25 protein-coding genes are annotated in these 24,871 nt (G+C 67.8%); 18 read left to right on the forward strand and 7 right to left on the reverse strand.

Going from position 1 to position 24,871, the window contains the following annotated elements:
• Window positions 1-555: 555 nt before the first annotated feature.
• A complete protein-coding gene (gene putA / locus C507_RS0105900; protein WP_018698743.1) occupies window positions 556-3,711 on the reverse strand; it encodes a bifunctional proline dehydrogenase/L-glutamate gamma-semialdehyde dehydrogenase PutA in 3,156 nt (1,051 codons plus the stop codon).
• 138 nt (window positions 3,712-3,849) lie between these two features.
• On the opposite strand from putA, the gene C507_RS23230 reads away from it, so the two are divergent.
• The 10 genes from C507_RS23230 (at window position 3,850) to rplT (ending at window position 11,263) form a co-directional block, all read left to right on the forward strand.
• A complete protein-coding gene (locus C507_RS23230; protein ID WP_018698744.1) occupies window positions 3,850-4,008 on the forward strand; it encodes a hypothetical protein in 159 nt (52 codons plus the stop codon).
• A gap of 92 nt (window positions 4,009-4,100) precedes the next feature.
• Window positions 4,101-4,727 carry a hypothetical protein gene (locus C507_RS0105910; RefSeq protein ID WP_018698745.1) on the forward strand — a complete coding sequence of 209 codons (627 nt, stop codon included), beginning with the start codon at window positions 4,101-4,103 and terminating at the stop codon, window positions 4,725-4,727.
• Window positions 4,728-4,893: 166 nt separating this feature from the next.
• Window positions 4,894-5,835: an alpha/beta hydrolase gene (locus tag C507_RS0105915; protein WP_018698746.1), complete on the forward strand. Its 942-nt coding sequence runs from the start codon at window positions 4,894-4,896 to the stop codon at window positions 5,833-5,835.
• An 83-nt stretch (window positions 5,836-5,918) separates the two neighbouring features.
• Window positions 5,919-6,080 carry a glycine zipper domain-containing protein gene (locus C507_RS23235; RefSeq protein WP_169508950.1) on the forward strand — a complete coding sequence of 54 codons (162 nt, stop codon included), beginning with the start codon at window positions 5,919-5,921 and terminating at the stop codon, window positions 6,078-6,080.
• A 124-nt stretch (window positions 6,081-6,204) separates the two neighbouring features.
• A complete protein-coding gene (locus C507_RS20500; RefSeq protein ID WP_040400642.1) occupies window positions 6,205-7,401 on the forward strand; it encodes a YeeE/YedE family protein in 1,197 nt (398 codons plus the stop codon).
• A gap of 16 nt (window positions 7,402-7,417) precedes the next feature.
• Window positions 7,418-7,924: a DUF302 domain-containing protein gene (locus C507_RS0105930; protein ID WP_018698749.1), complete on the forward strand. Its 507-nt coding sequence runs from the start codon at window positions 7,418-7,420 to the stop codon at window positions 7,922-7,924.
• A gap of 171 nt (window positions 7,925-8,095) precedes the next feature.
• Window positions 8,096-8,308, forward strand: coding sequence for a hypothetical protein (locus tag C507_RS0105935; protein ID WP_018698750.1), 213 nt, complete (start codon window positions 8,096-8,098; stop codon window positions 8,306-8,308).
• Entirely contained in the window at window positions 8,305-10,185 is a 1,881-nt protein-coding gene (locus C507_RS0105940; RefSeq protein WP_018698751.1) for a pyrroloquinoline quinone-dependent dehydrogenase, read from the forward strand. The genes C507_RS0105935 and C507_RS0105940 overlap by 4 nt, the downstream gene beginning before the upstream one ends.
• A 387-nt stretch (window positions 10,186-10,572) precedes the next feature.
• Window positions 10,573-10,770 carry a 50S ribosomal protein L35 gene (gene rpmI, locus C507_RS0105945; protein ID WP_018698752.1) on the forward strand — a complete coding sequence of 66 codons (198 nt, stop codon included), beginning with the start codon at window positions 10,573-10,575 and terminating at the stop codon, window positions 10,768-10,770.
• 124 nt (window positions 10,771-10,894) lie between these two features.
• Entirely contained in the window at window positions 10,895-11,263 is a 369-nt protein-coding gene (rplT, locus tag C507_RS0105950) for a 50S ribosomal protein L20 (RefSeq protein ID WP_026318882.1), read from the forward strand.
• 139 nt (window positions 11,264-11,402) lie between these two features.
• Here the strand turns inward: rplT and C507_RS0105955 are convergent, their stop codons facing one another.
• From C507_RS0105955 to C507_RS22710, 3 genes are all read right to left on the reverse strand, one after another.
• Complete coding sequence (locus tag C507_RS0105955; protein ID WP_018698754.1) at window positions 11,403-11,819, reverse strand: VOC family protein; 417 nt, start codon at window positions 11,817-11,819, stop codon at window positions 11,403-11,405.
• Between the two features lie 44 nt (window positions 11,820-11,863).
• Window positions 11,864-13,033: a serine hydrolase domain-containing protein gene (locus C507_RS0105960; RefSeq protein WP_040400644.1), complete on the reverse strand. Its 1,170-nt coding sequence runs from the start codon at window positions 13,031-13,033 to the stop codon at window positions 11,864-11,866.
• Window positions 13,034-13,102: 69 nt separating this feature from the next.
• Window positions 13,103-13,792, reverse strand: coding sequence for a CPBP family intramembrane glutamic endopeptidase (locus tag C507_RS22710; RefSeq protein WP_169508951.1), 690 nt, complete (start codon window positions 13,790-13,792; stop codon window positions 13,103-13,105).
• Between the two features lie 238 nt (window positions 13,793-14,030).
• Between C507_RS22710 and pheS the strand changes: the two genes are divergently transcribed.
• From pheS to C507_RS0106005, 8 genes are all read left to right on the forward strand, one after another.
• A complete protein-coding gene (gene pheS, locus C507_RS0105970) occupies window positions 14,031-15,143 on the forward strand; it encodes a phenylalanine--tRNA ligase subunit alpha (RefSeq protein WP_018698757.1) in 1,113 nt (370 codons plus the stop codon).
• Window positions 15,144-15,438: 295 nt separating this feature from the next.
• Window positions 15,439-15,717: an acyl carrier protein gene (locus tag C507_RS0105975; protein ID WP_018698758.1), complete on the forward strand. Its 279-nt coding sequence runs from the start codon at window positions 15,439-15,441 to the stop codon at window positions 15,715-15,717.
• Between the two features lie 9 nt (window positions 15,718-15,726).
• On the forward strand, window positions 15,727-16,191 hold the full coding sequence (locus tag C507_RS0105980) for a 3-hydroxyacyl-ACP dehydratase FabZ family protein (RefSeq protein ID WP_018698759.1): 465 nt from the start codon (window positions 15,727-15,729) through the stop codon (window positions 16,189-16,191).
• Between the two features lies 1 nt (window position 16,192).
• Window positions 16,193-17,413: a beta-ketoacyl-ACP synthase gene (locus C507_RS0105985; RefSeq protein WP_018698760.1), complete on the forward strand. Its 1,221-nt coding sequence runs from the start codon at window positions 16,193-16,195 to the stop codon at window positions 17,411-17,413.
• A gap of 43 nt (window positions 17,414-17,456) precedes the next feature.
• Complete coding sequence (locus C507_RS0105990) at window positions 17,457-18,731, forward strand: beta-ketoacyl-ACP synthase (RefSeq protein ID WP_026318884.1); 1,275 nt, start codon at window positions 17,457-17,459, stop codon at window positions 18,729-18,731.
• Between the two features lie 10 nt (window positions 18,732-18,741).
• A complete protein-coding gene (locus C507_RS0105995) occupies window positions 18,742-19,521 on the forward strand; it encodes an SDR family NAD(P)-dependent oxidoreductase (protein WP_018698762.1) in 780 nt (259 codons plus the stop codon).
• Between the two features lie 35 nt (window positions 19,522-19,556).
• Window positions 19,557-20,582 carry a zinc-binding dehydrogenase gene (locus C507_RS0106000; RefSeq protein WP_018698763.1) on the forward strand — a complete coding sequence of 342 codons (1,026 nt, stop codon included), beginning with the start codon at window positions 19,557-19,559 and terminating at the stop codon, window positions 20,580-20,582.
• A 4-nt stretch (window positions 20,583-20,586) separates the two neighbouring features.
• Window positions 20,587-21,501 carry a lipid A biosynthesis lauroyl acyltransferase gene (locus C507_RS0106005; protein WP_018698764.1) on the forward strand — a complete coding sequence of 305 codons (915 nt, stop codon included), beginning with the start codon at window positions 20,587-20,589 and terminating at the stop codon, window positions 21,499-21,501.
• A gap of 28 nt (window positions 21,502-21,529) precedes the next feature.
• Here C507_RS0106005 and C507_RS0106010 read toward each other — a convergent pair whose 3' ends face one another.
• From C507_RS0106010 to C507_RS20505, 3 genes are read right to left on the reverse strand one after another with little or no spacing between them, the layout of a single operon-like run.
• Window positions 21,530-22,387 (reverse strand): endonuclease/exonuclease/phosphatase family protein, encoded by an 858-nt coding sequence (locus C507_RS0106010; protein WP_018698765.1) that lies wholly within the window; start codon window positions 22,385-22,387, stop codon window positions 21,530-21,532.
• Between the two features lie 46 nt (window positions 22,388-22,433).
• Window positions 22,434-23,876 (reverse strand): PilZ domain-containing protein, encoded by a 1,443-nt coding sequence (locus C507_RS0106015; protein ID WP_083923382.1) that lies wholly within the window; start codon window positions 23,874-23,876, stop codon window positions 22,434-22,436.
• Window positions 23,876-24,535 (reverse strand): polysaccharide biosynthesis/export family protein, encoded by a 660-nt coding sequence (locus C507_RS20505; RefSeq protein ID WP_169508952.1) that lies wholly within the window; start codon window positions 24,533-24,535, stop codon window positions 23,876-23,878. Before C507_RS20505 ends, C507_RS0106015 begins: the two co-directional genes overlap by 1 nt.
• Between the last annotated feature and the right edge of the window lie 336 nt (window positions 24,536-24,871).

Genomic DNA, 24,871 nt, shown 5'->3' on the forward strand with positions numbered 1-24,871 from the left:
TTCCCGCGCAGGCGGGAATCCAGGGCTGCGGGCTGAGGCCTGCCTGTTTACCCCTCGCGCCGAGTGCGCGTACGCGCACCGGCTCCGGGTGGGCGGCCTGAGGTTTTTGAGCCGCAAAGCCGGACGGAAAACCGCAAGGGCACTTTTCCTGGCTTTGCTTGGGCGCCGCGCGGTCGCGCGCTGGTTGGTGCTGTTCCGGATGGGCGGAAGTCGGTGCTCGGAGGAGCTGCCTTTTTACTCCGCTCATTCCCGCGAAAGCGGGAATCCATAGTGAATCTCTTTGTGGATAGGCGGAGTGATTGGGTCCCGGAGGCTGCACCGCCGTCCAACTCTCATTCCGCATCCGCCACCGGAACGGCCCTATGGATCCCCGCCTTCGCGGGGATGAGCGGAGTGTGGGGTTGGCGTGGAGGGCAACATGCAGGGCCCAACCGGACTGCACCAACCAGCCGACGACCGTCGGCCGGCCGAAGGCCGCCCTCGCGGAGCCGGTGCGCGCAAGCGCACTCGGCGTGAGCGAAAAAGAGCCCCCGCCCACTGAACGTCTGAGGACGTTTAACCCGGCAAGTCATCCCCGACGCTCATGAGGGACGCATTGCCTCCAGCGGCCGTCGTGTTGATGGAGATGACCCGCTCGCAGGCGAAGCGCGACAGGTAGCGCGGGCCGCCGGCCTTGGGACCGGTGCCGGACAGGCCCTCGCCGCCGAAGGGCTGCACGCCCACCACCGCGCCGATCATGTTGCGGTTGACGTAGAGGTTGCCGGCCCCGGCGCGGCGGCGCATCCACTCCACCGTCGTGTCGATGCGGGTGTGGAGCCCCATGGTGAGGCCGAAGCCGGTGGCGTTGATGGCGTCCATCACGGCGTCGAGCCTGTCGGCCTTGTAGCGGATGACGTGCAGGACCGGGCCGAAGACCTCGCTCTTCAGCCGGTCGAGGCTGTCGATCTCGAAGGCGACCGGCGCGACGAAGGTGCCGGCCTGCATGGCGGGCGTGGCGGGGGCGCGGGCGATGAGCTTGGCCTCCGCCTCCATGCGGGCGATATGGGCCTCCAGGCCCTGCTTCGCCTCCGCGTCGATCACCGGACCGACGTCGGTGGCAAGGTCCGACGGATCGCCGACGGCGAGTTCGGCCATGGCGCCGGCGAGCATGGTGATGGTGCGCTCGGCGCAGTCCTCCTGGACGAACAGCACCCGGGAGGCCGAGCAGCGCTGGCCGGCCGACTGGAAGGCGGAGGCGCAGAGGTCGACCACCACCTGCTCGGGCAGCGCGGTGGAATCGACGATCATGGCGTTCTGGCCGCCGGTTTCCGCGATCAGCGGCACGATGGCGCCGGGCCGCGCCGCCAGCGCCCGGTTGATGATGTGGGCGGTTTCCACCGAGCCGGTGAAGGCGACGCCGGAGACGCGGGCGTCGGGCAGAAGCACGCCGCCGATCGCCGCGCCGTCGCCGGGCAGGAGATGCAGCACGTCGCCGGGAATGCCGGCCTCGTGCAGCAGTTCCACGGCGCGGGCCGCCACCAAAGGCGTCTGCTCGGCCGGCTTGGCCAGCACCGCGTTGCCGGCGGCAAGGGCTGCCGAGACCTGGCCGGTGAAGATCGCCAGCGGGAAGTTCCAGGGCGAGATGCACAGGAACACGCCGCGCCCCGCCAGCCAGTATTCGTCGCGCTCGCCGGTGGGGCCGGGCATCGCCTCCGGCTCGGCGAAGTCGAGGCGGGCGCGGTGGGCGTAGTAGCGCAGGAAGTCCACCGCCTCGCGCACCTCCGCCACGGCGTCGGCCATGGTCTTGCCGGCCTCGCGCACGCAGACGGCGCAGAGCTCGGCCAGGTGGGCTTCGTAGAGGTCGGCGGCCTTCTCGAGGATGGCGGCGCGGGCGTCGGCCGGCGTCGCGTCCCAGCCGGGGAAGGCGCGGTGGGCCCGGTCCAGCGCCGCCTCGGCCATTTCCGGCGTGGCGTCCACCACCGAGCCGATGATGCGCTGGTGGTCGGCCGGGTCGTGGACGATGCGCGTCTCGCCCTCCTGCAGCACGCCGCCGACCGACGGCTGGCCGTGCCAGGGCGTCTCGGCGTGGCGCGCCATGGCGGTGGCGACCGGGGCGAGCGCCAGCGGGTCGGTCAGGTCGAGGCCGCGGGAGTTGCGCCGCGCCGCGCCGTAGAGGGCCTTGGGCAGCGGGATGTTGGGGTTGGGGTAGGAGACCAGCCCGCGCGCCTGGGCGACGGGATCGGCGATGATCGCGTCGATGGGCAGCTTCTCGTCCTGGATGCGGTTGACGAAGGAGGAGTTGGCGCCGTTCTCCAGGAGCCGCCGCACCAGGTAGGCGAGCAGGTCCTCATGGGTGCCGACGGGGGCGTAGATGCGGCACGGCCGGTCTAGCGCCTCCGGGCCGACGACCTGGGCGTAAAGCGCCTCGCCCATGCCGTGCAGGCGCTGGAACTCGAAGTCGGTGCGGTTGCCGGCGAGCTCCAGGATGGCGGCGACGGTGTGGGCGTTGTGGGTGGCGAACTGCGGGTAGAAGGCACCCGGGGCCGCGAGCAGCTTCTTCGCGCAGGCGAGGTAGGAGACGTCGGTCAGCACCTTGCGGGTGAACACGGGATAGCCGTCCAGGCCGCGCTCCTGGGCCCACTTGATCTCGCTGTCCCAGTAGGCGCCCTTCACCAGCCGCACGCAGAGCCGCCGGCCGGCGCGCCCGGCCAGGTCCTCCAGCCAGTCGATCAGCGCGAAGCAGCGCTTCTGGTAGGCCTGGATGGCGAGGCCGTAGCCGTCCCAGCCCTTGAGGCGTTCGTCCAGCGCCACCGCCTCGATGACGTCGAGGGAGAGATCCAGCCGGTCGGCCTCCTCGGCGTCGACGGTGAAGCCGATGTCCGCCTCCTTCGCCAGCATCGCCAGTTCGGCGAGCCGCGGCACCAGCTCGGTCATGACCCGCTCGCGCTTGGCGAACTCGTAGCGCGGGTGCAGGGCGGAGAGCTTGACGGAAATGCCGGGCGCCTCGGCCCCGGAGCGGCTGCCACCGGCCTTGCCGATCGCCTTGATGGCGTCGGCGTAGGAGCGGAAGTACCGGTCGGCGTCCTCCATGGTGCGCGCCGCCTCGCCGAGCATGTCGTAGGAGTGGCGATAGCCCTCCTTCTCCGCCTCGCGGGCGTTGGCGAGCGCTTCCTTGATGGTACGGCCCATGACGAACTGGCGTCCCATGATGCGCATGGCCTCGCGCACCGCGCGGCGGATCACTGGCTCGCCGGCCCGGTGGATCAGCCGGCCCAGCACCGCCCGCGCGTCGCGGCCCTCGGTGTCGTCGAGGCGCGCGACCCGGCCGGTCAGCATCAGCCCCCAGGTGGAGGCGTTGACGAAGAAGGAGTCCGACTTGCCGAGATGGCTCTCCCACTCCGCCGTGCCGATCTTGTCCTCGATCAGCCGGTCCACGGTATGAGAGTCCGGCACCCGCAGCATGGCCTCCGCCAGGCACATGAGCACGACGCCCTCCTTTGATGAGAGCTCGTATTCGTGCATGAAGGCATCGATGCCGCCGCGCCCGACCCGGCCCGAGCGGACGCCGCGCACCAGCCCGCGAGCCTGTTCGGCGATCCGGTCGACCTGATCCGCCGGCAGGGTCGCGGCATCGATGAGCCGGCGGGCCATCGCGGTCTCGTCGGCGCGGATGTCCTCGCGCAGTCGACGGCGCAACGGATCGGTCTCAGCAAGCGAGGTATCGAACAGCATGCAAGCTCCCGGGGAAACGAAACGGGGTTCGGGCGTCCGCCCGCCATCGTGTCTGGTCGTACACGCCGACGCAATGCGCAGCGGTGCGATCGGCCGCGCTGTCACCCCCGCAATCGCCGGGACGGGCCGGGGCGCGGCATGACGAAGATCGTTTCATTTCTCATCGTGCTGGCGATGATCGTCCAGGTCATCCGGCCGTTCGACGTGCCGGGGTTCCGCAAGAGGGCCGATGCCTGGAAGCTGGTGCTGGTCGGCATTGCGCTGGTCCTGGTCACGGCGGTGATCCGGCCGGACTAGCGGCCACGCGTTTCCCGCCGCGTGAAACAAATCCGGGTCGGTGGGCATTGACTGCTCACACCATCGTGAGCCACCGCACCGGAACCGCCGCCATGCTGACTTGGGTCGAGACCAACAGCGCAAGCCTGAACGTCTTCATCAATCTTGCCATGCTGGCCGTGTGGTTCATCTACCTGCATCTGCTGCTGTTCGCCTACATCCGGCAGCGCAAGCCGAAGATCCTGATCAACCGCGGCAGCGGGGTTGGCCTGAACGCCCATTGCCTGGTCAGCAACATGAGCCAGGAACCGATCTACGTCCAAAGCATCCTCGCGGTCCTCAATAAGGACGACGACAGCTGGATGATGGCCGTGACCGACGTGGAGTCGCTGGACAGAGAGAATGGCGACACCACGGGCAAGAGCGGCACCAACCAGGGCCCGCTCAGCCAGGGCCACTACATGGATATCGGAACGCTCGGAAATCTCGTCGAGCGCACACGGCAGGCCACCGACCTGCCCGACACCGACGAGGCTCCCTCGAAGGTCTTCGACACGTTCGAAATCATCGTGGTGGCGGCCCACGGCCCGGAGAACCTCGCAATCGGCGCGAAACGCACCTTCCGCTTTCACGCCGAGGCGGACAGCGACAACATCGTTCCGGAGACGGTCGAGACGAAACAGATCTCCAGCCCCTGGGAACGACGCCGTGTTCACCGGCTGCTCCACGAGCACCTCTAGCGGGCTTTGTCGACGCTGATTCAACAGCTGACCAGACGGGGCTGCGGCGCCCGGCCAACCTGTTGTGCAGGCTTCATCATCGGCGTTTACCGTGAACCCGCAGCAGACCGAGACACCTTTTCTATATCGGACTAGATTGGTCAGGTTCACATCCTCGGGAGTGAAGATGCCTTGGTCCGCCGTCCCTCTCCTCTGCGCCGCGATCGTCCTGCTTCCGACCGCGAGCGCGCACGCATGGACCGAACGCGAGCTTATGGTCGGCGACCTGTCGGGGACGCTCACGCTTCCGATGCCCGGCGCGCGTGGCCCGGCTGCGCTGATCTGGCCTGGTTCCGGCCCGTTCGATCGCGACGGCAACCTGCCGGAAGCCCGACCCGACATGCTCAAGCTGCTGGCTCATCGGCTCGCGGAAGCAGGCGTCGCCAGCCTCCGGGTCGACAAGCGCGGCATCGGGGCAAGCAAGGGTGCCGTCGCCCGCGAGGAAGACCTCACCTTCGACAAATCGATTGCCGATGCCGTGGCCTGGATCGACCGTCTCAGGCAGGAGCCGGAGATCGAGGAAGTGGCGCTCATCGGCCACAGCGAAGGGGCTCTGGTCGCCACCATGGCTGCACAGCAGCGAGACGTGTCGGCACTGGTTCTGGTTGCCGGGGCTTCCGAACCGGCTCCGGCGATCATCGCCCGGCAGCTGGAGATGGCTGGCGCGCCAGAGACGCTGCGCCGTGCCTCGGCTCGAATCGCTGCACAGATCGCCGCGGGCCAGACCGTCGACCCTGTGCCAGCGGACCTCGCCGCCCTCTACCGGCCGAGTGTCCAACCCTATCTGGCATCCTGGTTCGCCTTAAATCCCGCAGACGAACTGGCCAGCACCACCGCCCCCGTCCTGGTCATCCAGGGCACCACCGATCTCCAGACGACGGTAGACGATGCCCACCGCCTTGCCGCGTCGCGGTCCGGCATCGAACTGGTGATCCTCAGCGGCATGAACCACATGCTGCGGACGGCTCCAAGCGAGCGCTCCGCCAATCTGGCCACCTATTCCAATCCGACGCTGCCGCTCGCACCAGCCTTGGCCGAAACGATCGCCGCCTTCCTACGCGCCCGCTGAGCTGTTAGGCGCGGGGGTCGGGTGCACCCGGACACTGCCGGCGCTGCCAGCAATGCCCCACGCGGACCCAGGAGAGTGAAAAGATGCAAAGGCAAGGATCCGTGATGGGGCTCTGGATCGCCATCGGCGCAGGCGTCGGAACCGCCATCGGCGTGGCCTCCGACGATATAGCCATATGGCTCGCCGTCGGTATCGGTGCCGGCACGGCCATCGGCGCGGCCTTCTCCGGCCGCAAGCGGGGTTGAGCATCGCTCGCGGGCGCGTCACGTCCAGTTGAGACGATCCGGACCTGCGCACCGCCTATAGTGGGAAGCATGCCGGCCCGCCAGTCCCGCGCGCCGCCGACGCATTCGTCCCGCAGGCTCCGACATGTCGCTGGCAAGCCCCCGTCCCAACTCGCCAAGCCGTGTATCCGTCATAGCCGTGGCGACGGCTGGTCTCGTCGCGATCGCGCTCCTGGCGGGGACCCAAGGCGGGTGGCGCCTCGCTACGGCGGCCCTGGTCGGCGGGGCGGCGGGCGTCGCCCTCTATCACGCCGCGTTCGGCTTTGCCGGTTCCTGGCGCGCCTTCGTCCGGGAGCGGCGCGGGGAAGGTCTGAGGGCGCAGGCGTTGCTGATCGTGGCGACCGCGGCGGTCGCCTTTCCCCTGATTGGCTACGGCGACGCGATGGGGCTGCGCACCTCTGGGTACGTCTTCCCGCTGGGTGTCGCCACGGCGGTGGGCGCCTTTCTGTTCGGGCTCGGAATGCAGTTCGGCGGCGGCTGCGGCTCCGGAACGCTCTTCGTGCTTGGCGGCGGTTCGACGCGCATGATCCTCACGCTGGCCGCGTTCGTGGCGGGGTGTTTTCTGGCCACTGCGAACCTGTCGTGGTGGCATGCTCTTCCAGCGCTGCCGGCCACCAGCCTCGTCAGCGCATGGGGCGTGCTCCCGGCTTTCCTCGCGACGGTTGGCGTCCTGGGCAGCCTTGCTGCCCTGACCCTCAACCTGGAGCGTCGCGCAGGCCGTATGCATCCGCCGCGCGCCACCGGCTCCTGGATGGCCGGACCCTGGTCGACCACGACCGGAGCCCTGGCGCTCGCGGGTGTCGGCATCGCCACCTTCCTCATCCTTGGACGCCCGTGGGGCATCACCTCGGGCTTCACGCTGTGGGGCGGCAAGATCGCCCACGGGCTCGGTGTTCCCATCGAGGCGTGGCCCTACTGGTCGGGCCAGATGGGCGCCGTGAACCGCTCCGTGTTCGCGGATGCCACCTCGGTCATGGATTTCGGCATTATCGCCGGCGCCATGTTGGCAGCCGGCCTTGCGGGCCGGTTCGCCCCCACCCTGGGGCTCACCCCGCGCGACGCCCTGACCGCCATCGCCGGTGGGCTGATGATGGGTTACGGCGCCCGCCTCGCCTTTGGCTGCAACATCGGTGGCCTGGTCGGCGGCATCGTGTCGGGCAGCCTGCACGGCTGGGGCTGGCTGGTGTTCGGTTTCATCGGCTCGGCCGCCGGCACCTGGGCACGCGGGGCGCTCGGCATCGATCCGCCGCTTTTTCCTGTCAGGGCGGCGACAGACTCATGACCCAGAGGAGAACATCATGCTGCACCACCGCATCACCGGCGCCAGCGTCGCAATGATCGCCGCCATGGCGGTGCCTCTCGCGGCGCTGGCCGATGGCTCGATCGCGCCGCGCGAGGGCTGGGTCGTGATCGAAACCGAGCAGTCCTACACGGACCTCGTGGAGGCGACGCGCACCGCCGTTACCGACGCGAAGATGGGGCTGGTCACCCAGGCCAGCGCCTCCGACGGCGCCAAGGGCCAGGGCATCACGATCCCCGGAAACCGGGTGATCGGCGTCTATCGAAACGACTACGCCCGCCGCATGCTGGAGGCGAGCGTTGCCGCCGGCATCGAGGCCCCGATCCGCTTCTACGTGACGGAGAATGCCGACCGTACCGCCACCCTCTCCTACAAGACGCCCAGCCACGTCTTCGCCCCCTACATGGACGAAGGCGGCAGCAAGCTGGAGACCCTCGCCGGCGAGCTGGACAAGGTCTTCGAGGGCATTGCCTCCAGTGCGACGGGCACCGACACCGCGCAGTGACCGCAGCCACGGGCCGCGCCGGAGGCCGCCAGGACTAGCGGCGTCCAGCGATTGACATCGCGCCTTACCGGCCAAAAAGATTGGCAAGGGCACTGATCGGACGGCGTGCGCTCAGCGCGCCGCAGGGGAGGCGACGCTGCAACATTTCATTTCCTGCCGGGTCGGCCGCTGATGCTCGCCCTGTGCGCCTTCGGATTCTTCGTCTGGTTCGTGTTCGGCATCGCCGTCACCGTCATGATGGTCTACGGCGTCTTCGATCAGGTTGCCATGGGGCCAGCGGTCATGGCCGCTGTGCTGGCAACCGGCGCGGCCTTTCTCGGTTTCCTGACGGCCATCGCGGCCGCCCGCGCCGCGCGGCGGGCCCGGCGGGAGCGCAACCGATGAACCGATCCCTGACGCTGGCCGCCGCAGCGCTGGCCCTGGCCGTTCCCGCTTCGGCCCAGGACTGGCCCACCTATGGCGGCGCCCCGGGCGGCGGCCAGTATTCCGGCGCAGGCCAGATCACGCCAGAGAATGTCGATCGGCTCGAAGTCGCCTGGACGCTCCGGACGGGTGACTTTTCCAACGGCGAGGACGGCACCCGGAAGACCACCTTCGAGGCCAACCCGATCTATGCCGACGGGCGCCTGTACGTGTGCACGCCCTACAACCGCGTCATCGCGGTTGAGGCTGAGACCGGGGCGGTGGAATGGGACTATGAGCCGAACCCGCCACTGCCGCGCGACTACAACCAGCAGCACTCGCTGATCTGCCGGGGCGTCAGCTACTGGGAGAGCGGGCAGGACGGCGCCTGCGAGCGACGCATCATCGCGCCGGTTCTCGACGGCCGCCTCGTCGCGCTGGACGCCCGCACCGGCGCCCCCTGCCCCGATTTCGGCACCGGCGGCGTCATCGACCTCAACGCTGACTTCCCGCCGATGGGGGTGGGCGTGGTCAACGTCACCTCCCCGGCGGTGATCTTCGAGGACCTTGCCATCGTCGGCACCGCCATCGGCGACAACCAGAATGCCGACATGCCCGACGGCATCGTGCGCGCCTTCGACGTGCGCACCGGCAAGGAAGCCTGGGCATGGAATCCGATTCCCGACCGTTACCGGTCCCGCTCCGGCGCCGCCAATGCCTGGGCGCCAATGTCGGTCGATCCGGACACGGCCACGCTGTTCGTGCCCACCTCCTCCCCCAGCCCCGACTACTGGGGTGGCGACCGGGCCCCGAATCTCGGCGCGACCAACGCGGTTGTGGCACTCGATGCCCGCACCGGATCGGAAATCTGGGTTCGCCAGCTCATCCACCACGACCTGTTCGACAACGACCTGCCAGCCCAGCCGGTCGTCGCCGACCAGATGCGGGACGGACGGCGTGAGCCGGCCATCGTCCAGGCCACCAAGACCGGTCAGCTCTTCGTGCTCGACAAGGCGAACGGGGATTATCTGTTCCAGACGCGGGAGCGGCCAGTGCCGCAAAGCACCGTGGACGGCGAGCAGAGCGCCCCGACGCAGCCGGTCCCGGTACTGCCGAAGCCCATCGCCCGGCAGGGATTCGCCCCGCGCGACGCGTGGGGAATCACCCCGCTCGATCGGCTCTGGTGCAAGCGCGAGGCAGAGCGCCACCGCGCCGACGGGCTGTTCACCCCGCCGAGCGTGCGCGGCTCCATTCAGATGCCGTTCTATGGCGGCGGCTCCAACTGGGGCGGCGTCGCCGTCGACCCCGAGCGCCGGCTGATCGTCGGCAACGCCATGAACCTCGTCCAGTGGGTGCGTCTCATCCCGGCCGACGCGGATCCCGCGGGCGAGGGCGAACTCGGCCGCCAGAAGGGCGCCCCCTACATGATGCGGCGTGGCGTGCTTCTGTCGCCGCTCGGCGTGCCCTGTAACGCGCCGCCCTGGGGCGCGCTCACGGCGGTGGACATCGACACCGGCGAGACGCGCTGGCAGGTGCCGCTCGGTAAGGTGCCGCTGGCATTCGGCCTCACCGGACCGGAGACGTGGGGCAGCCCGAACATCGGCGGCCCCATTGCGACGGCCACCGGGCTCGTCTTCATTGCCGCGACGATGGATTCGCGAATCCGCGCGTTCAACATCTGGACCGGAGAGCAGGTCTGGGAGCACGAGATCCCCTTTGACGGGGCGGCAACGCCGATGACGTTCGTGTCCAGGCGCGACGGGCGGCAATATCTGGTCATCGCCGCCGGTGGCAGCGCTCTACTGCGCCCCAGGCTGGGAGACGCGCTGGTTGCGTTCCGGCTGCCGAACGAGAAATGACGCGCGCGCGGGTTTTTCCCGCTCCGCCTTCCTTGCAATCCGGCTCAGGCGCGGCTATATCGTGCGCCTTCCGAACGGGCGCATTGGCCCGGTCCGGGATCCTCGCCTGAGCGCGACGGCCGGTTTGCCTGGTTCCAGCGGATCGTGATCTTCTGGAAATCGGGTGGTCAGTCGGCGCTCGGTGTTGGCTTGTCCGAAAGAGGTTTGGCTTGCGGATCCGGGTGAACCGGCCGACGGCTCGCCGCGTTCGGAAGACACGTTCGGCCCGCCCGACCGTTGCCCGCACCCCGCCGATCGGGTGGTGACGACGCGATGGCGGATCGAGCACGAGTTATCTGGGACGCGCCCAGAGCTGTAATGAACCGTTGAACTCAAGGGTCACCGAAGATGCCCAAGCTGAAGACCAAGTCGGGCGCGAAGAAGCGCTTCAAGCTCACCGCCACCGGCAAGGTGAAGGTGGCTCAGGCCGGCAAGCGCCACGGCATGATCAAGCGGACGACGAAATTCATTCGCAACGCGCGCGGCACCACCGTGCTCGCCGACCAGGACGCGAAGATCGTCAAGAAGTTCCTGCCCTACGCCTGAGCGTAGGGCCTTGCCCCCGCCGGATGGCGGTGGCGATTGAGACGTTGGACGAGACGGGTCGCAATCCCATGTGCGGGCAGACAACCGCGCGGGAGACGACCTGGAGACATTTGGAGATCGAACGATGGCACGCGTAAAGCGTGGCGTGATTGCCCACGCCCGGCACAAGAAGGTCCTGAAGGCCGCCAAAGGCTATTACGGCCGGCGCAAGAACACGATCCGCACGGCACGCGCCGCGGTGGAGAAGGCCGGTCAGTACGCCTACCGCGACCGCAAGGTCCGCAAGCGCGAGTTCCGGGCCCTCTGGGTTCAGCGCATCAATGCGGCGGCCCGCGAGCACGGCATGACCTACAGCCGGCTGATCGACGGCCTGAACAAGGCCGGCATCGAGATCGACCGCAAGGTTCTGGCCCACCTCGCCTACAGCGAGCCGGAAGCGTTCAAGGCGGTTCTCGACCAGGCGCGCGGCGCGCTGCCGGCCGAGCTGCGCTGAGGGCTTTCGCCCTCACCTACTCGATCTTCTCGAACGTCCAGGGAGCCTGGCTGCCAAGTGCGGCCGGGCTCTTTGCGTGTGCCGTAGGCTTCGCAGGTGGGCCGCAGGCGCCCGGCGAGGGCGCGTCCGGCGGGAACCGTCAGAAGTTCGGCCAGAGGCCCGGTGTCGCGAGCTCAATGACGTTGTCGGCCGGATCGTCGAAATAGAGGCTTCGCCCGCCTGACGGCCACGCGACCCGCCCGGTGATCGGAACGCCGGCTGCCTGCAGCGCCTCCACCCATCTGTCGAAATCCGCCACCGAGACATGAAAGGCGATATGCGCCGGACCATCGCTGCGGTGGCCCGGCACCAGTCCGCCCGGCAGAGGCTTGTCAGTTTCCGCCTCCTTGCGATCGAACAGGAGCAGGTTCTGTGCGGTGCCGACCTTGAAGACTCGCATGCCGCCGTGGCTGGCGACGGGCTCGAGGCCCAGCACTCCCTCGTAGAAAGCGGCAGTGTGGTCGACATCGTCCGTGTAGAGAACGGTCTCGACGATTCCCTGGATTTCCGGACGCATCTGCCTCACCCGTGACGCCGCTCGCTCCCTCCCGGGACGGCCGGTCAGTCAACGCGGTAGCTGCTATAGAGTTTCTCCAGGATATACCCCGCCGCCCGGTCGGCGTCCCGGGTCGGGAAGTTCGTCGCCACCACGATTCCGAGATCCTTCGATCGGTCCACCAGGATCTTGGCGATGTTCATCCCGTTCGACCCGTTGTGGACGAGAATCGGGCCATCCGATCCGGGAAAATCGACGACTCCCCAGCCAAAGCCGTAGTCACCGTCGCCGGGCGTGCCGGGCGGAGGATTTTCGCGGTGGGGTGTATGCACATGTGCGCGCTGGATTTCCGCCAGCGTTTCCGGGGAGACGATGGCAGGTCCCCGCTTACCGCCCCCTGCATTCCAGGCGGCCCACCGGGCAAAATCCAGAATCGACATGTGAGCGGTCCCTGCCGGGCCGAGTGAGGACGGAGCATCTGCTGACGCCCCCCAGGGCCGGGGCACGATGGTCCCGTCCGCAAGCACCTCATGGCCGATCGCCGCATCGTAGCGCCCATCGGTCGCGGTTCCCCCGAGGCCCGCGGTCTCCAGTTCGAGCGCGTCGAAAATCCGCTCCGTGATGAGTTGCTCCCAGGGATATCCCGAGACCTCCTCCAGCATCGCGCCGGCGGTGATATAGCCGAGATTGGCGTACTGGAATGGCGGGCCTTCCGGCACCTTCGGCACATTGGTCTTCCAGCCGTCGATCACGCGGAGCCGATCCTGCGTCGGCGGCAGATCGAGCGCCTCGGGCCCGAAATAGAGGTTCACGATCTCTTCGGTGTCGGTCGGAATCCCGCTCGAATGGGAGAGCAACTGCGCCAGCGTAATCGCGGCAAACTCGGGGCTCATGCCTTCGATTCGCTCACCCAGCACCTCTCCGACCGTGCTGTCCCACTGGATCAACCCTTCCTCGACCATCGTTCCTGCGATCGTCGCCGTCATTGCCTTGGTGTCGGAGCCGAGATGAAAGCGATCGTCGAGCTCCACCGGAATGTCCATTCCATGGACACGGGTGCCTACTGCGCCCGCTGCAACGATATCGCCGTTCTCCACCACCGCAGCGGCAAGCGCTGGTAGTCCGTACTCCTCGCGGATGGGCTCGAGAACCGTATCCAGATCATCCATGGCCCGGGCCGTCGATGCCGCCCCCACCAGCATCAAGGCCAGCAGTCCGTATCTGATTGCTCGCATCACGCCCCCTCCCTGGGTTCCCAAGCTCACCGCTCCAAGTCACGCCCGCATGACGATGGATCAACCCTATCACGCTCCCGAGTAGAGATAGCGCCCGAGGCCGACGGTGAAGACCAGGTTGCCATAGAGGCTGTGTTCCAGCCAGACCGGCCAGAAGGAGCGGGTGCGCTCGTAGCGCCAGGCAAACAGGACGCCGCCGATGCCGGTCAGCACGATGGCGATCCAGTTGCCGAACAGGATGTGCGCGGCGCCGAAGAGGACCGCGTTGGCGGCGATCATCGCATGGCGATGGCCGCCGAAAAGCACCTCGTAGCGATGGAAGAAAAGCACCCGGTAGATGACCTCCTGGCTGGCAGCCGAGGCCAGCGGATAGAAGATCATGATGGTCAGCCAAAGATCCGTCAGGCGGCGCGGCAGCCACAGAAAGCGGCCGGGGAGAGTGAGATAGACAAGCAGCGCCAGCGCCGCAGCGAGCGGTGCGAACAGGGCGAGGACGGCCGCGAAATCGCGCAGCCGCGGCATCGCCCAGAAGGTGGCGCGCCAGGAGAATGTGCGGTCGCCGATCAGGAGCACCACGAAGATCGGCAGGACGAACGCCATCACCGCGAAGACCCGGACATTCAGTTCACGGGCGATCAGGAAGACGAGGGGCGGGGCCACCACGAACAGGAGCACCAGCTCCACCCACAGCCGGACGCGGCGGGCATGCGTGATCGGAGGCAACGGCTGGCCCGGCGTCTGCAAGGATGTGGTTGTCACGTACCATGCTCTCGCTCCGCGTCGGCAATCCCGACGCGCTCGGTGAAATGGAACGCGCGGCCGCTTTCTCCAGCCCGCGCATGACAGATCGTGCCTGGCGCATTGCAGAATGCGTTCGCGATTTCTATAGGTCGGACCGACCGACGGGAACGCGCGACACCGATCGCGCCCTCCGCCTTCCGCTATCCGCTGGGGTGTGCCGCACGCCCGCCCCATTCGGCGCCGACAAGGACCGACGATGACCGACACCGCAACCGACACCATGCCCGAGGATCTGGCAGCGCTGGAAGCGGACCTGACCGCACGGATCGCGGCGGCCGGCACGGATGGCGAACTGGAAGAGGTTCGCATCCACGCGCTCGGAAAGAAGGGCGTCGTTTCGGAGCGCCTGAAGGAACTCGGCAAGCTGGATCCGGACCAGCGTCGCGTCGTTGGACCCGCGGTCAACGGCCTGAAGACCCGCATCAACGACGCCATCGGGCTCCGCCGGACCCATCTGCAGGACCAGGCGCTGGCCGAGCGTCTCGCCGCGGAGACCGTCGACGTGACCCTGCCGGTACGTCCCGCGCCGATCGAGACCGGCCGGGTTCATCCGGTGAGCCAGGTGATCGACGAGCTCACCGCCATCTTCGCCGACCTGGGCTTCGAGATTGCCGAGGGCCCGGACATCGAGACCGACTACTACAACTTCACCGCCCTCAACTTCCCGGAGGGCCATCCGGCCCGCGACATGCACGACACCTTCTTCTTCAACGAGAAGGAGGACGGTACGCGGCGCCTGCTGCGCACCCACACGTCCCCGGTGCAGATCCGGACCATGGAGACGGCGGAGCCGCCGATCCGTATCATCGTTCCCGGTCGCACCTATCGCTGTGATTCGGACCAGACTCACACGCCGATGTTCCACCAGGTGGAAGGCCTCGTCATCGAGGAGAACGCCACCATCGGCAACATGAAGTGGATCCTGGAGGAGTTCTGCAAGGCCTTCTTCGAGGTGGACAACGCGCAGATGCGCTTCCGCCCTTCCTTCTTCCCGTTCACCGAGCCCTCCATGGAGGTGGATATCCGCTGCCGCCGCACGGGCAGCGAGATTCGCTTCGGCGAGGGCGACGACTGGCTGGAGATCCTCGGTTGCGGGATGGTTCACCCGAACGTGTTGCGCAATTGTGGCCTCGATCCTGACCGCTACCAGGGCTTCGCCTGGGGCATGGGCATCGACCGGATCGCCATGCTCAAGTACGGGATGCCGGACCTGCGCGCCTTCTTCGAGGCCGACGTACGCTGGCTCTCGCACTACGGCTTCCGCCCGCTGGACATGCCGACGCTGTTCTCCGGCTTGAGCCAGCAGTAGAACGACCGCGCGGGAGCCCGGAGAAAGCCGGGGTTCCCGCAGGTTCCATAGGTGTTCCATCGCGCACGACTTGTGCTATGGAACCCGTCCAAAGACCGACGCGTCGCGACCGCGCCCCATTCGGGTCCTCACCACCCGGAGACCGGCTCGACCGAGACCGCCGATTTCGATCCGTTTCCCGCCGATCCGCCGCTCTGTCCCGCTGAAGTGGTTGCGTGAGGCGTCGGGTGCCCCGGTCGAACCGGGTTCGACCGAGCGGGCAGCCGCCCGAAGACAGCAAGGAGTTGAGCGTTCGATGGATTCGACCTTCGACAAAGTCGCGGACATCATTTCCGAAACCTGCGAGATCCCCCGCGAGAACATCACGCCGGAAAGTCACGCCATCGATGACCTGGGCATCGACAGCCTCGACTTTCTCGACATCGTGTTCGCGATCGACAAGCAGTTCGGCATCAAGATTCCGCTCGAATCCTGGACCGAAGAAGTCAACAGCGGCAGCGCAGCGGCCGAGGATTACTTCGTGCTGAAGAACCTCTGCGCCCGCATCGACGAACTGGTTGCTGCCAAGGGCTGACCCGGGCGCATGCGTCTCGAATATTTCCAGATGATCGACGAGGTCTCGGCGTACGACGAGGCGGCGAAGACGATCGAAGCCCGAGCGACCGTGCCGATGGAAAGCACGGTCTTCGAGGGGCACTTTCCCGGCCACCCGCTGGTGCCGGGCGTGCTCCTGATCGAGACCATGGCCCAGGCATCGGGCTATCTGGTGCTCGCTCACAACGGCTTTACGCGCATGCCCTTCCTTGCCGGTGTCAAGCAGGGCAAGCTCAGGACCTTCATCGAGCCGGGGACCAAGCTGGTGATCACCGCGAGCCTCGCCCACGACGGATCGGGCTTCTCCGTCACCGACGCGAAGATCGCGGTCGATGGCAAACGCGTCTGCGATGCCGCCCTCACCTTCAAGACCATGGCGTTTCCGACCCCGGAGTTCGAGGGCATGATGCGCCAGCAGGCCGAGACGATTGGTCTGGCAGGGAGCGTGGGCTGAGATGGCGGGCAATCCGCGCGACGCCGTTGTTACCGGCATTGGCCTTGTTTCGCCGCTGGCCGACGGGATTGAGCAGCACATCAGCCTCCTGACCGGCGAGGCGACGCCCCGGCCGCGGGTGGACGCGGAGACCTTTGCGCCCTACCCCGTGCATCCGCTGGTCGAGGTCGACCTCTCGACCCAGATCCCGCGGCGCGGCGACCAGCGCCAGATGGAAAACTGGCAGCGCTACGGCACCTATGCCGCCGGGCTTGCGCTGAGCGACGCCGGCCTGGCCGGCGAGACCGAGTTCCTGGAACGCATGAACCTGATCGTAGCGGCCGGCGGCGGCGAACGCGACGCCACGGTCGATGGCGACGTCGTCCAGGGCTGGCGTGACGCGGCCGATACCGGCGCGTTCCTCAACGAACGGCTGATGTCGGACCTGCGCCCGACGCTGTTCCTAGCGCAATTGTCCAACCTGCTCGCCGGCAACATCTCCATCGTTCACCACGTGACCGGCTCGTCGCGCACCTTCATGGGCGAGGAACTCGGCGGTGCCATGGCCATTGAGACGGCCTGGCGGCAGATCCGCGCCGGCCAGAACGACCTCTTCCTCGTCGGCGGCGCCTATAACGCTGTACGCTATGACATGGTCGTCTTCCTGGCCATGTCCGGCGGCCTGTGGACCGGCGACAACGTGCCGGACGTCTGGCATCGCACCGGCCAGACCGGCGGCATGGTGCCGGCCTCCATGGGCGCCTTCCTCGTCATCGAGAGCCGCGAGCACGCCGAGGCGCGCGGCGCCCGGATCTACGCCCGCATCGACGACGTGGTCACCGACCGCGGTCCCCGTGACGGATCAGAGCGCTGCGAGACCCGCATCGCACGCCAGGTGGACCATCTCGCCGCCGCCGCCGGAGACGCCCCGGTGGGTATCCTGTCCGGCACCAGCGGCGCGCCCGAGGCCCTTGGCCTCGAGCGCCGGATGCTCGAGACGATGGCGCAGGCACGGCCCACCGCCGTGCGCGGCACCGGAACCGTGCTCGGGCACGGCATGGAAGCCCAGGTTCCTGCCGGCGTCGCGCTTGCCGCCGCCGCGCTGTTCGAGAAGACCTTTTATCCGCCGTTCGCGGACGATGCACTGGAGACAGATGCACCGGAGGCGACCGCAACCATCGCCGTCACCGGCTGGGGCTCGTGGCGCGGCGAAAGCCTGACCATATTGGGGTCGGAAGACTGACCGGCCGCATCGGACCGGCCGGCCCAGGGATCGGATTGTGACCATGACCAGCGCCACCCACGACCACAAGGGACGCCCGATCGTCGCCGTGACCGGCCTTGGCGTTGTCACCTCGCTCGGCCAGGGCAAGGACGACAACTGGGCCGCCCTGACCAGCGGCCGTTCCGGCCTGAAGACGATCACCCGTTTCCCGACAGAAGGCCTGCGCACCACCGTTGCCGGCACCATCGACTTTCTTCAGATCGACGATTTCTGCGCGCCGGCCCTGACGGAGAAGCTCGCGGTCCTCGCCGGTGAGGAAGCGCTTGCCCAGTCTGGCCTTTCCGACACCGACTTTCCCGGCCCGTTGTTCATCGCAGTACCGCCGGTAGAGCTGGAGTGGGAGCATCGGCTCGCGCTCTATGAGGCCGGTCAGACGGAAGACGGCTGGAAGCGGATGCTGGAAGGTGTCCGCAACGGCGACTGGGTCGGCATGCACCGCGCCTTCTCCTTCGCCGGTGTGGAGGAGCGCGTCGCCGACCGCTTCGGCACCCGCGGCGCCCCGATCTCGCTGACCACCGCCTGTGCCTCAGGTGCCACCTCCATCCAGCTCGGCGTGGAAGCCATCCGGCGCGGCGACTGCGATGCCGCGCTTTGCCTGGCCGCCGACGGCTCGGTTCACCCGGAGACCGTGGTCCGCTTCTCGCTTCTGTCGGCGCTCACCGGCCAGAACGAGCCGCCTGAGAAGGCATCCAAGCCCTTCGCCAAGAACCGCGACGGTTTCGTTGTCGCCGAGGGCGGCGGCGCCTTCGTGTTGGAGAGCCTGGAAAGCGCAAGGGCGCGCGGTGCGGAAGTGCTGGCCATCGTGTCGGGCATCGGCGAGCGCGCCGATGATTTCCACCGCACCCGCTCCAAGCCGGACGGCTCGTCCATCATCGGCGTGTTCCGCGAGGCGCTGAAGGACGCCGACATGTCGATCGAGGACATCGACTACGTCAACGCCCACGGGACCGCGACGCCGGAAAACGACAAGATGGAGTATCTGGCGCTCGAGGCCGTGTTCGGCGAGGCGCTGCCCTCTATCCCGGTGTCCTCCAACAAGTCCATGATCGGCCACACCATCACCGCCGCCGGCGCTGTGGAGGCCGTGTTCTCCGTGCTCTCGCTGAAGACCGGCCGGCTGCCGCCGACGATCAACTACGAGGAAGCCGATCCAACGATCCCGCTCGACGTGATCCCGAATGCCGCCCGTGACGTGCCGATCCGCACGGTGATGTCGAACTCGTTCGGCTTCGGCGGCCAGAACGTGTCACTGCTCCTTTCGGCCGAACCCTTCTGACGGCCGGGCGATGACGGTAACCGCCCTTCCCGGCGCCGGCAGGCGGGTCTACGTCATCGGCGCGAGCCGCGGCATCGGTGCGGCGATCGCCCAGGCAGCAGCCGAGGACGGCTACGACGTCACGCTGACCTCGCGCGAACCGCAGGGGCCCGTGGCGGAGGTCGCCGCCGAGCTGTCCGCCGCGCATCCGGGCCGGGACTTCGTCGTACACCAGGCCGACACCGGCGACCGCGCCTCTGTGGCCGCACTCGCCGCGCTCATCGAAGAGGACGAGGCCACATACGGCCTCGTCTACAACGCCGGCCAGTCCTACGACCGGCTGGCCGCGTCTATCGAGGCGGACCGGGCGGCCGAGCTGATGGAGATCAACGCGCTGGGCTTCATGCGGCTCGCGTCGGCCGCCATGCGCCCGATGGTGCGCGCCCGCGCCGGCCGCATCGTTGCCACCGGCTCCATCACCGCCAGCTACGGCGTATCCGGCAACGCCACCTATGCCGCCACCAAGGGCGCGCTGCTCGGCTACGTGCGCACGCTTGCCGTGGAGATCGCCCGCAAGGGCGTGACGGTAAACTACATCGCGCCAGGCTTCGTGGAGACGAAGCTGATCGAGCCCTACCTGCCCTATCGCGAGAAGATGGAACGGCAGATTCCGGCGGGCCGCCTCGCCCAGCCGGAAGAGATCGCGCATCTCGTCCGGTTTGTGCTTTCGCCGCTCGCCGGATACATGACCGGCTCCGTCCTCACCATCGACGGCGGACTGTCGGCCAATCTCATCAACCGGCGGCCCTGAACCGCTTCACTGCCAGACAACGGATTTCCCGAACGATGCGCGCCCTTCAGCTTGTCAGCGACCGCAATCTCAAGATCGTCGACATGCCCGAACCCGAGGCGCCCGGCGCCGGCGAGGTGATGGTGGAGATCGGCGCCGTCGCCCTGAACCATATCGATGTGTGGGGCTGGCGCGGCATGGCGTTCGCGCGCCGCAAGCTGCCGCTGGTTGTCGGTGCGGAAGCCGCTGGCACCGTGGTCGAGGTAGGCCCCGGGGTCGAGGATCTCAAGCCCGGCCAGAAGGTCGCAATCTACGGCGCGCAGACCTGCGGCGAATGCCGCGCCTGCCGCGAAGGGCGCGACAATCTCTGCGAAAATGTCGGCGGCATCCATGGCTTCCACCTGGACGGGTTCGCCCGCGAGCGCATGGTTACCAAGGCCCGCCTGTGCGTACCCGTCCCGGACGACGTGACGATGATGGACGCCGCCTGCGCCCCGATCACCTTCGGCACTGTTCAGCACATGCTGTTCGACAACGCGAAGCTGGAGGACGGCGAGACCGTGCTCGTGCAGGCTGGCGGTTCCGGCATTGGCACCGCCGCCATCCGCATGGCCAAGGCGGTTGGCGCAACGGTCATCACCACCGTCGGCTCCGACGAAAAGGCGGAGAAGGCGCGCGCACTCGGCGCCGAGCACGTGATCAACTACAACACCGAGCGCTTCGAAGGCGTGGTGCGCAAGCTCACGAAGAAGCGCGGCGTCGACGTGGTGTTCGAGCACACCGGCGTCGACACCTGGCAGGGCAGCCTGTTCTCGCTGAAGCGCGGCGGCCGGCTGGTCACCTGCGGCTCCACCACCGGCATCACCGCCGAGATCAACCTGATGCAGCTCTTCCAGCAGCAATACCGGATCTTCGGCTCGTTCGGCTGCGCCATCCACAACCTGTCGGAAAGCCTCGCCAAGATGGACGAAGGCGTCCTGCCGGTCATCGACACTGCCATCACCCTGGACCGGATCGAGGAGGGCCTTGCCCGCCTTGAGAGCCGCAAGGTGTTCGGCAAGATCGTCATGACGATGGGCTGAGGCCGTGGTCTCCAGGCGCGCCCTGAAGGCCCGCACGCTGCGGGCCGCGGACTGGCTGTTCGCCAAGACCGTCGTCGCCCTCGTCCGCCTCGTCAGGCTCCTGCCGGCGCGCTGGGCGATCGACTTCGGCGGCTGGGCGTCGCGGACCGTCGGCCCGCTTCTGCCGGCCGACCGGACCGGCCGCGACAATCTCGCCGCAGCCTATCCCGACATGCCGGAGGCCGAGCGTCGCCGCATCCTGAACGGGGTCTGGGACAACCTCGGCCGCACGGCAACGGAGTTCCTGTTCCTCGACGAGGTGTTCGACTTCGATTTCGAGAACCCGACCGCTGGCCACTTCGACGTGCAGGGCATCGAGCAGTTCATCGAGATCCGCGACTCCGAGACGCCCTGCATCGTCTTCACCGCGCACCTCGCCAACTGGGAGCTTCTGCCGGTCTGCGCCGCGACGTTCGGCCTCGACGTGTCGGTTCTCTTCCGGCCGCTCAACAACGCCCGGCTGGCACGCGAGCTGGATGTGGTGCGCGGCGGCGTGATGGGCGGTCTCGTGCCCTCCCAGCCGGGCGCCGTTGCCGCCCTCGACGGCATTCTGGCGAAAGGTGGCCATGTCGGCATCCTGGTCGACCAGCGTTTCGGCCGCGGCCTCACCCTGCCCTTCTTCGGCCAGCCGGCGAAGACCAATCCGCTCCTCGCCAAGCTTGCCCGGCGCCACGACTGCAACGTCTACGCCGCGCGCACCGTGCGCAAGCCGGAAGGCCGCTTCTACATGGAGCTGAACGGGCCTCTGGACCTCCCGCGCGATGCCGAAGGGGCCGTTGACGTGGAGGCCACCACGGCCTTCGTCAACGACGTCGTGGAAGGCTGGGTGCGCGAGCACCCCGAACAGTGGCTGTGGCTGCACCGGCGCTGGCGCCTCTGACGAACCGCTGGGGCCCTTGCCGATCGCCCTACTCAGGCAGGCTGATCTCGACCGTCACCGGCAGATGGTCGGATCCGATGGGCGGACCGACCGCCACGAGCCGCGCCCCGAACTCTGAACTGGTCAGCACCTGGTCGATCCGCACGCCCAGCGCCGGCATGGCCGCCGGCCAGGAGGGGACGAACCAGGGACCGCCTTCCAGCGGCACGGAGAGCCGTGTGTCGGAGATGAAGCCCGCGACACTCGGCGCCAGCGGCGTTCCGTTCAGATCCCCTGCCACGAGGGCCGACGTTCTCGCCTCGGCGAGAACGGCGCGGTAGCTCGCCAACGACGCGGCACGCTCGCCCACCGCGAAGCTATCCTTGGGCCTGGGCGCATGAACCCCGAGAACGAGCGTCTCGCGGCCGTTCAGGCGGAGACAGCCGACGGCGGCGTTGGAGATCTGTGGCTGGTCCAGCGTCGGCGGCGCGCAGGCGCTTACCCGTTCCGGACGGTAATAGATCGCGGTGTTGCTGGATGGGCTCTGCACCAGGAAGATCAGTTCCGGCTCCAGGCTCTCCAGCACCTCGACCCAGAACGGAACGCGCTCCTGGACCACCAGGATGTCTGGATCGCGCAACCGGATCGCGCTGATGACCGCTCCGACATTGGTGTTGGAGAAGAGCAGGTTCGCCGTCATGAGACGCAGATCACCCGGACCAGCGCGCCCCTGCAGCGTCGCCTTGTAGCCGGTCAAGGCGACCACCAGTCCAACGATCAGGACGGCAGCAACCGCCAGCGGTCGGCGCCGCCGGGTCGCGATGGCAAGAAGGGCCAGAACGAGCGCCAGCCCCACCACGATCTGCGGCAGGAAGTTGACGCTGCTGTCGAGGAACCAGCCGGTCATTGCGAAGGCAGAACCATGGAACAGACGACTTTCGCAGATCGGGCGGTCAGAGACCGGTGGAGGGCTCGAACGTCACCGTGACCGGTTCTCCGACCGCGGCAATGTCCAGGGCCGTCGAGGGCTCCACCCAGGCCACAACCGTGTCGGATGCATCGGCAATGGCCGGGGGCATGCCGATCCAGTCGCCTTCAAGCCCGGGTGTTACCCTCTCGATGGTGCCGTCGATCGTCCGCCCGGCGTAAGGAAGCCGGATGCTGACGCGGCGACCCGGCACCAGTACCGCTTCATCCTTGCGCGAGAATATCGCCTGGACGACCGGCTGCGCGGATGAGGAGAACAGCGCGGCCACCGGCTCCCCCTCGCCGACGGGTTCACCGCGCTCGGCAAGCTCCCGGACCACGCAATAGCATTCGCTCTCCAAGCGGACGCGTTCGCCCTCCGGTGTACGCAGAGAGCCGAGCATGCTGCCCGGCACCACTTCCTCGCCGGTTTCAACCACCATCTCCAGGACCGTTCCGGCCACCGGGGCCGACACCGCGATGCGGGGAACCGCGACGGCGCCGGTCTGCGAGGTGAAGGAGGGCTCAATCGGCGTGAAGAAGACGAACAGGCCGATACCGACCACGACCACCGCGAGGATGCCGTTCAGGAGACCGGAAGCGGCGCGCACCAGAGCAGACGGGCGGGCCGACCGGCTCTTGTCCCGCGCCTGGGCGAGGCGGCGCTTGCGCGCGGCGTCGCCGACCCCGATCGTCAGCGGCAGGTGGCCGGCCATGAGGGCTCCGGCGAGCGAACGGAGCATCCGGATCTGCGAGTGGCTGAGCGCTGTGAAATGACAGCCGATGCGCTTGCGATCCACATAGACGACTTCCACCGTCACCGGCGTGGAGACAACGAAGTCGTCGAGCTGCACCGTAAAAGTGCCTTCCAGGCGCTGCCCCTGCCGGACGGTCTGCCGCCCTGGCGGGATCGCGAAACCGCCCAGCGACCAGTCCAGTGTCTTGTAAGTCTCGCCGCCCGTCTCGAACCGCGCCGGTGTTTCGAGACGGTAAGCCAGCCTTCGGCTCGACGGGTCGTTGTCGCGGGGCGGAGCCGGGGCGCCGGAGCGGGAGGCGAACAGCGGCGACGCGGTCGGGTCGCTGGGCCTGTCTGCCGCCGCGGGCGGGGCCGCTGTCGGATGGGGATCGGACGTCTCGGCCCGGCCGTCCCGGTCCGCCGGCGCTGTCGGAACGCCATCATGCCCATCGGCGGCGGACTGGTCCGGCGGCTTGTCGTCGCGCTTTCCGAACACGCCCTTGATGGAGCCCATCACGGACCGGTTGCGAGACGCGTCGATGGCCTCAAGCTCCTCGCGAACGCGGCGAAGATCGTCCTCTGCGCTCGGCGCATCGGACATGGCTGCCGCCGTGGCCGTCCCGGCATCCGCTTCCGAGCTGGCGGCAGGATCTCCGCTTACACTCGGGTTGGATGGGGTGCCGGGCGGGGTCATCAGTAGAGGGTCTTCTGTATCGTGTAGCTGAAGCCGCGGCTGAACGGCAGCGTCTTGTTGATGTACTGGTCGATCCAGAGATTGACCTCGGCAATCGTCGAACGCGGCACGAAAACAATGTCGAACGGTTGCAATATCACGTTTTCGTCGGGTGTCGCGGTATCGGTGAACTGGTCGAGGTCGACGACGCGCATCATCGGCTGGCCGTCCTGGCCACGCCGGATCAGGACGATCTTGCGAAGACCCGCCGTGTCCTTCAGCCCGCCGGCCATGATCACGGCTTCCATGACACCGAGCGGTCCGGGCAGAGACAGGGCACCAGGCTGTTCGACCTCGCCGCCGACGAAGATCTGCCGCGTACCGAAGCTTTTCGGAACCACCCCGACAGTGGGGAAGCGCAGATACTTGCGATAACGCTCCTCCAGCTCAGCTTCGAGCTCGCCGGGCGTGCGCCCTTCTGCCCGGACGCTTCCGATCAGGCTGAGATAGATGCGGCCGTCGGGCGCCACCTGGGTGGTGGTGCTCTCTTCCTCGTAGAAGGGCAGGTTGATGGCGACCTCGTCGCCGATGACGAAGCGGAAGCCGTAGGCGATCGCATCGTTCCAGGGGCGGAAGCCGTAATTGTCGGCCGGCGCCGCATAGGCCGTCGGCAGGACCACGGGTCCCGGATCTCCCTTGCAGACGGCCACGCGCGTCGTGCCGTCGGGCGAGACGCATGCCGAACCCGTCGGCCGGTCCGCGGACCTGTGTCCGCAACCGCTCACCGCGAGCACGCCTATCATCGCCAGGGCAAGCTTCTTCAACGGACCCGACTCGCTCTACTCGCGAAGGAAACGGACACGAGCGATCGCCTTCCGATCGCGCTTCACGCCCCTCCATCGCACCGACCGGCCCGTTCTCGGGAAAATGGCCAACGACGAAAGCCGTCGGCCCGCGGGCGACACGTCTCGCAGTCATCGCTCATTAAGGTTAGCGGCGGGTAAATGGGGGAGGCC

The sequence above is a fragment of the Amorphus coralli DSM 19760 genome, assembly GCF_000374525.1.
Taxonomy (GTDB): domain Bacteria; phylum Pseudomonadota; class Alphaproteobacteria; order Rhizobiales; family Amorphaceae; genus Amorphus; species Amorphus coralli.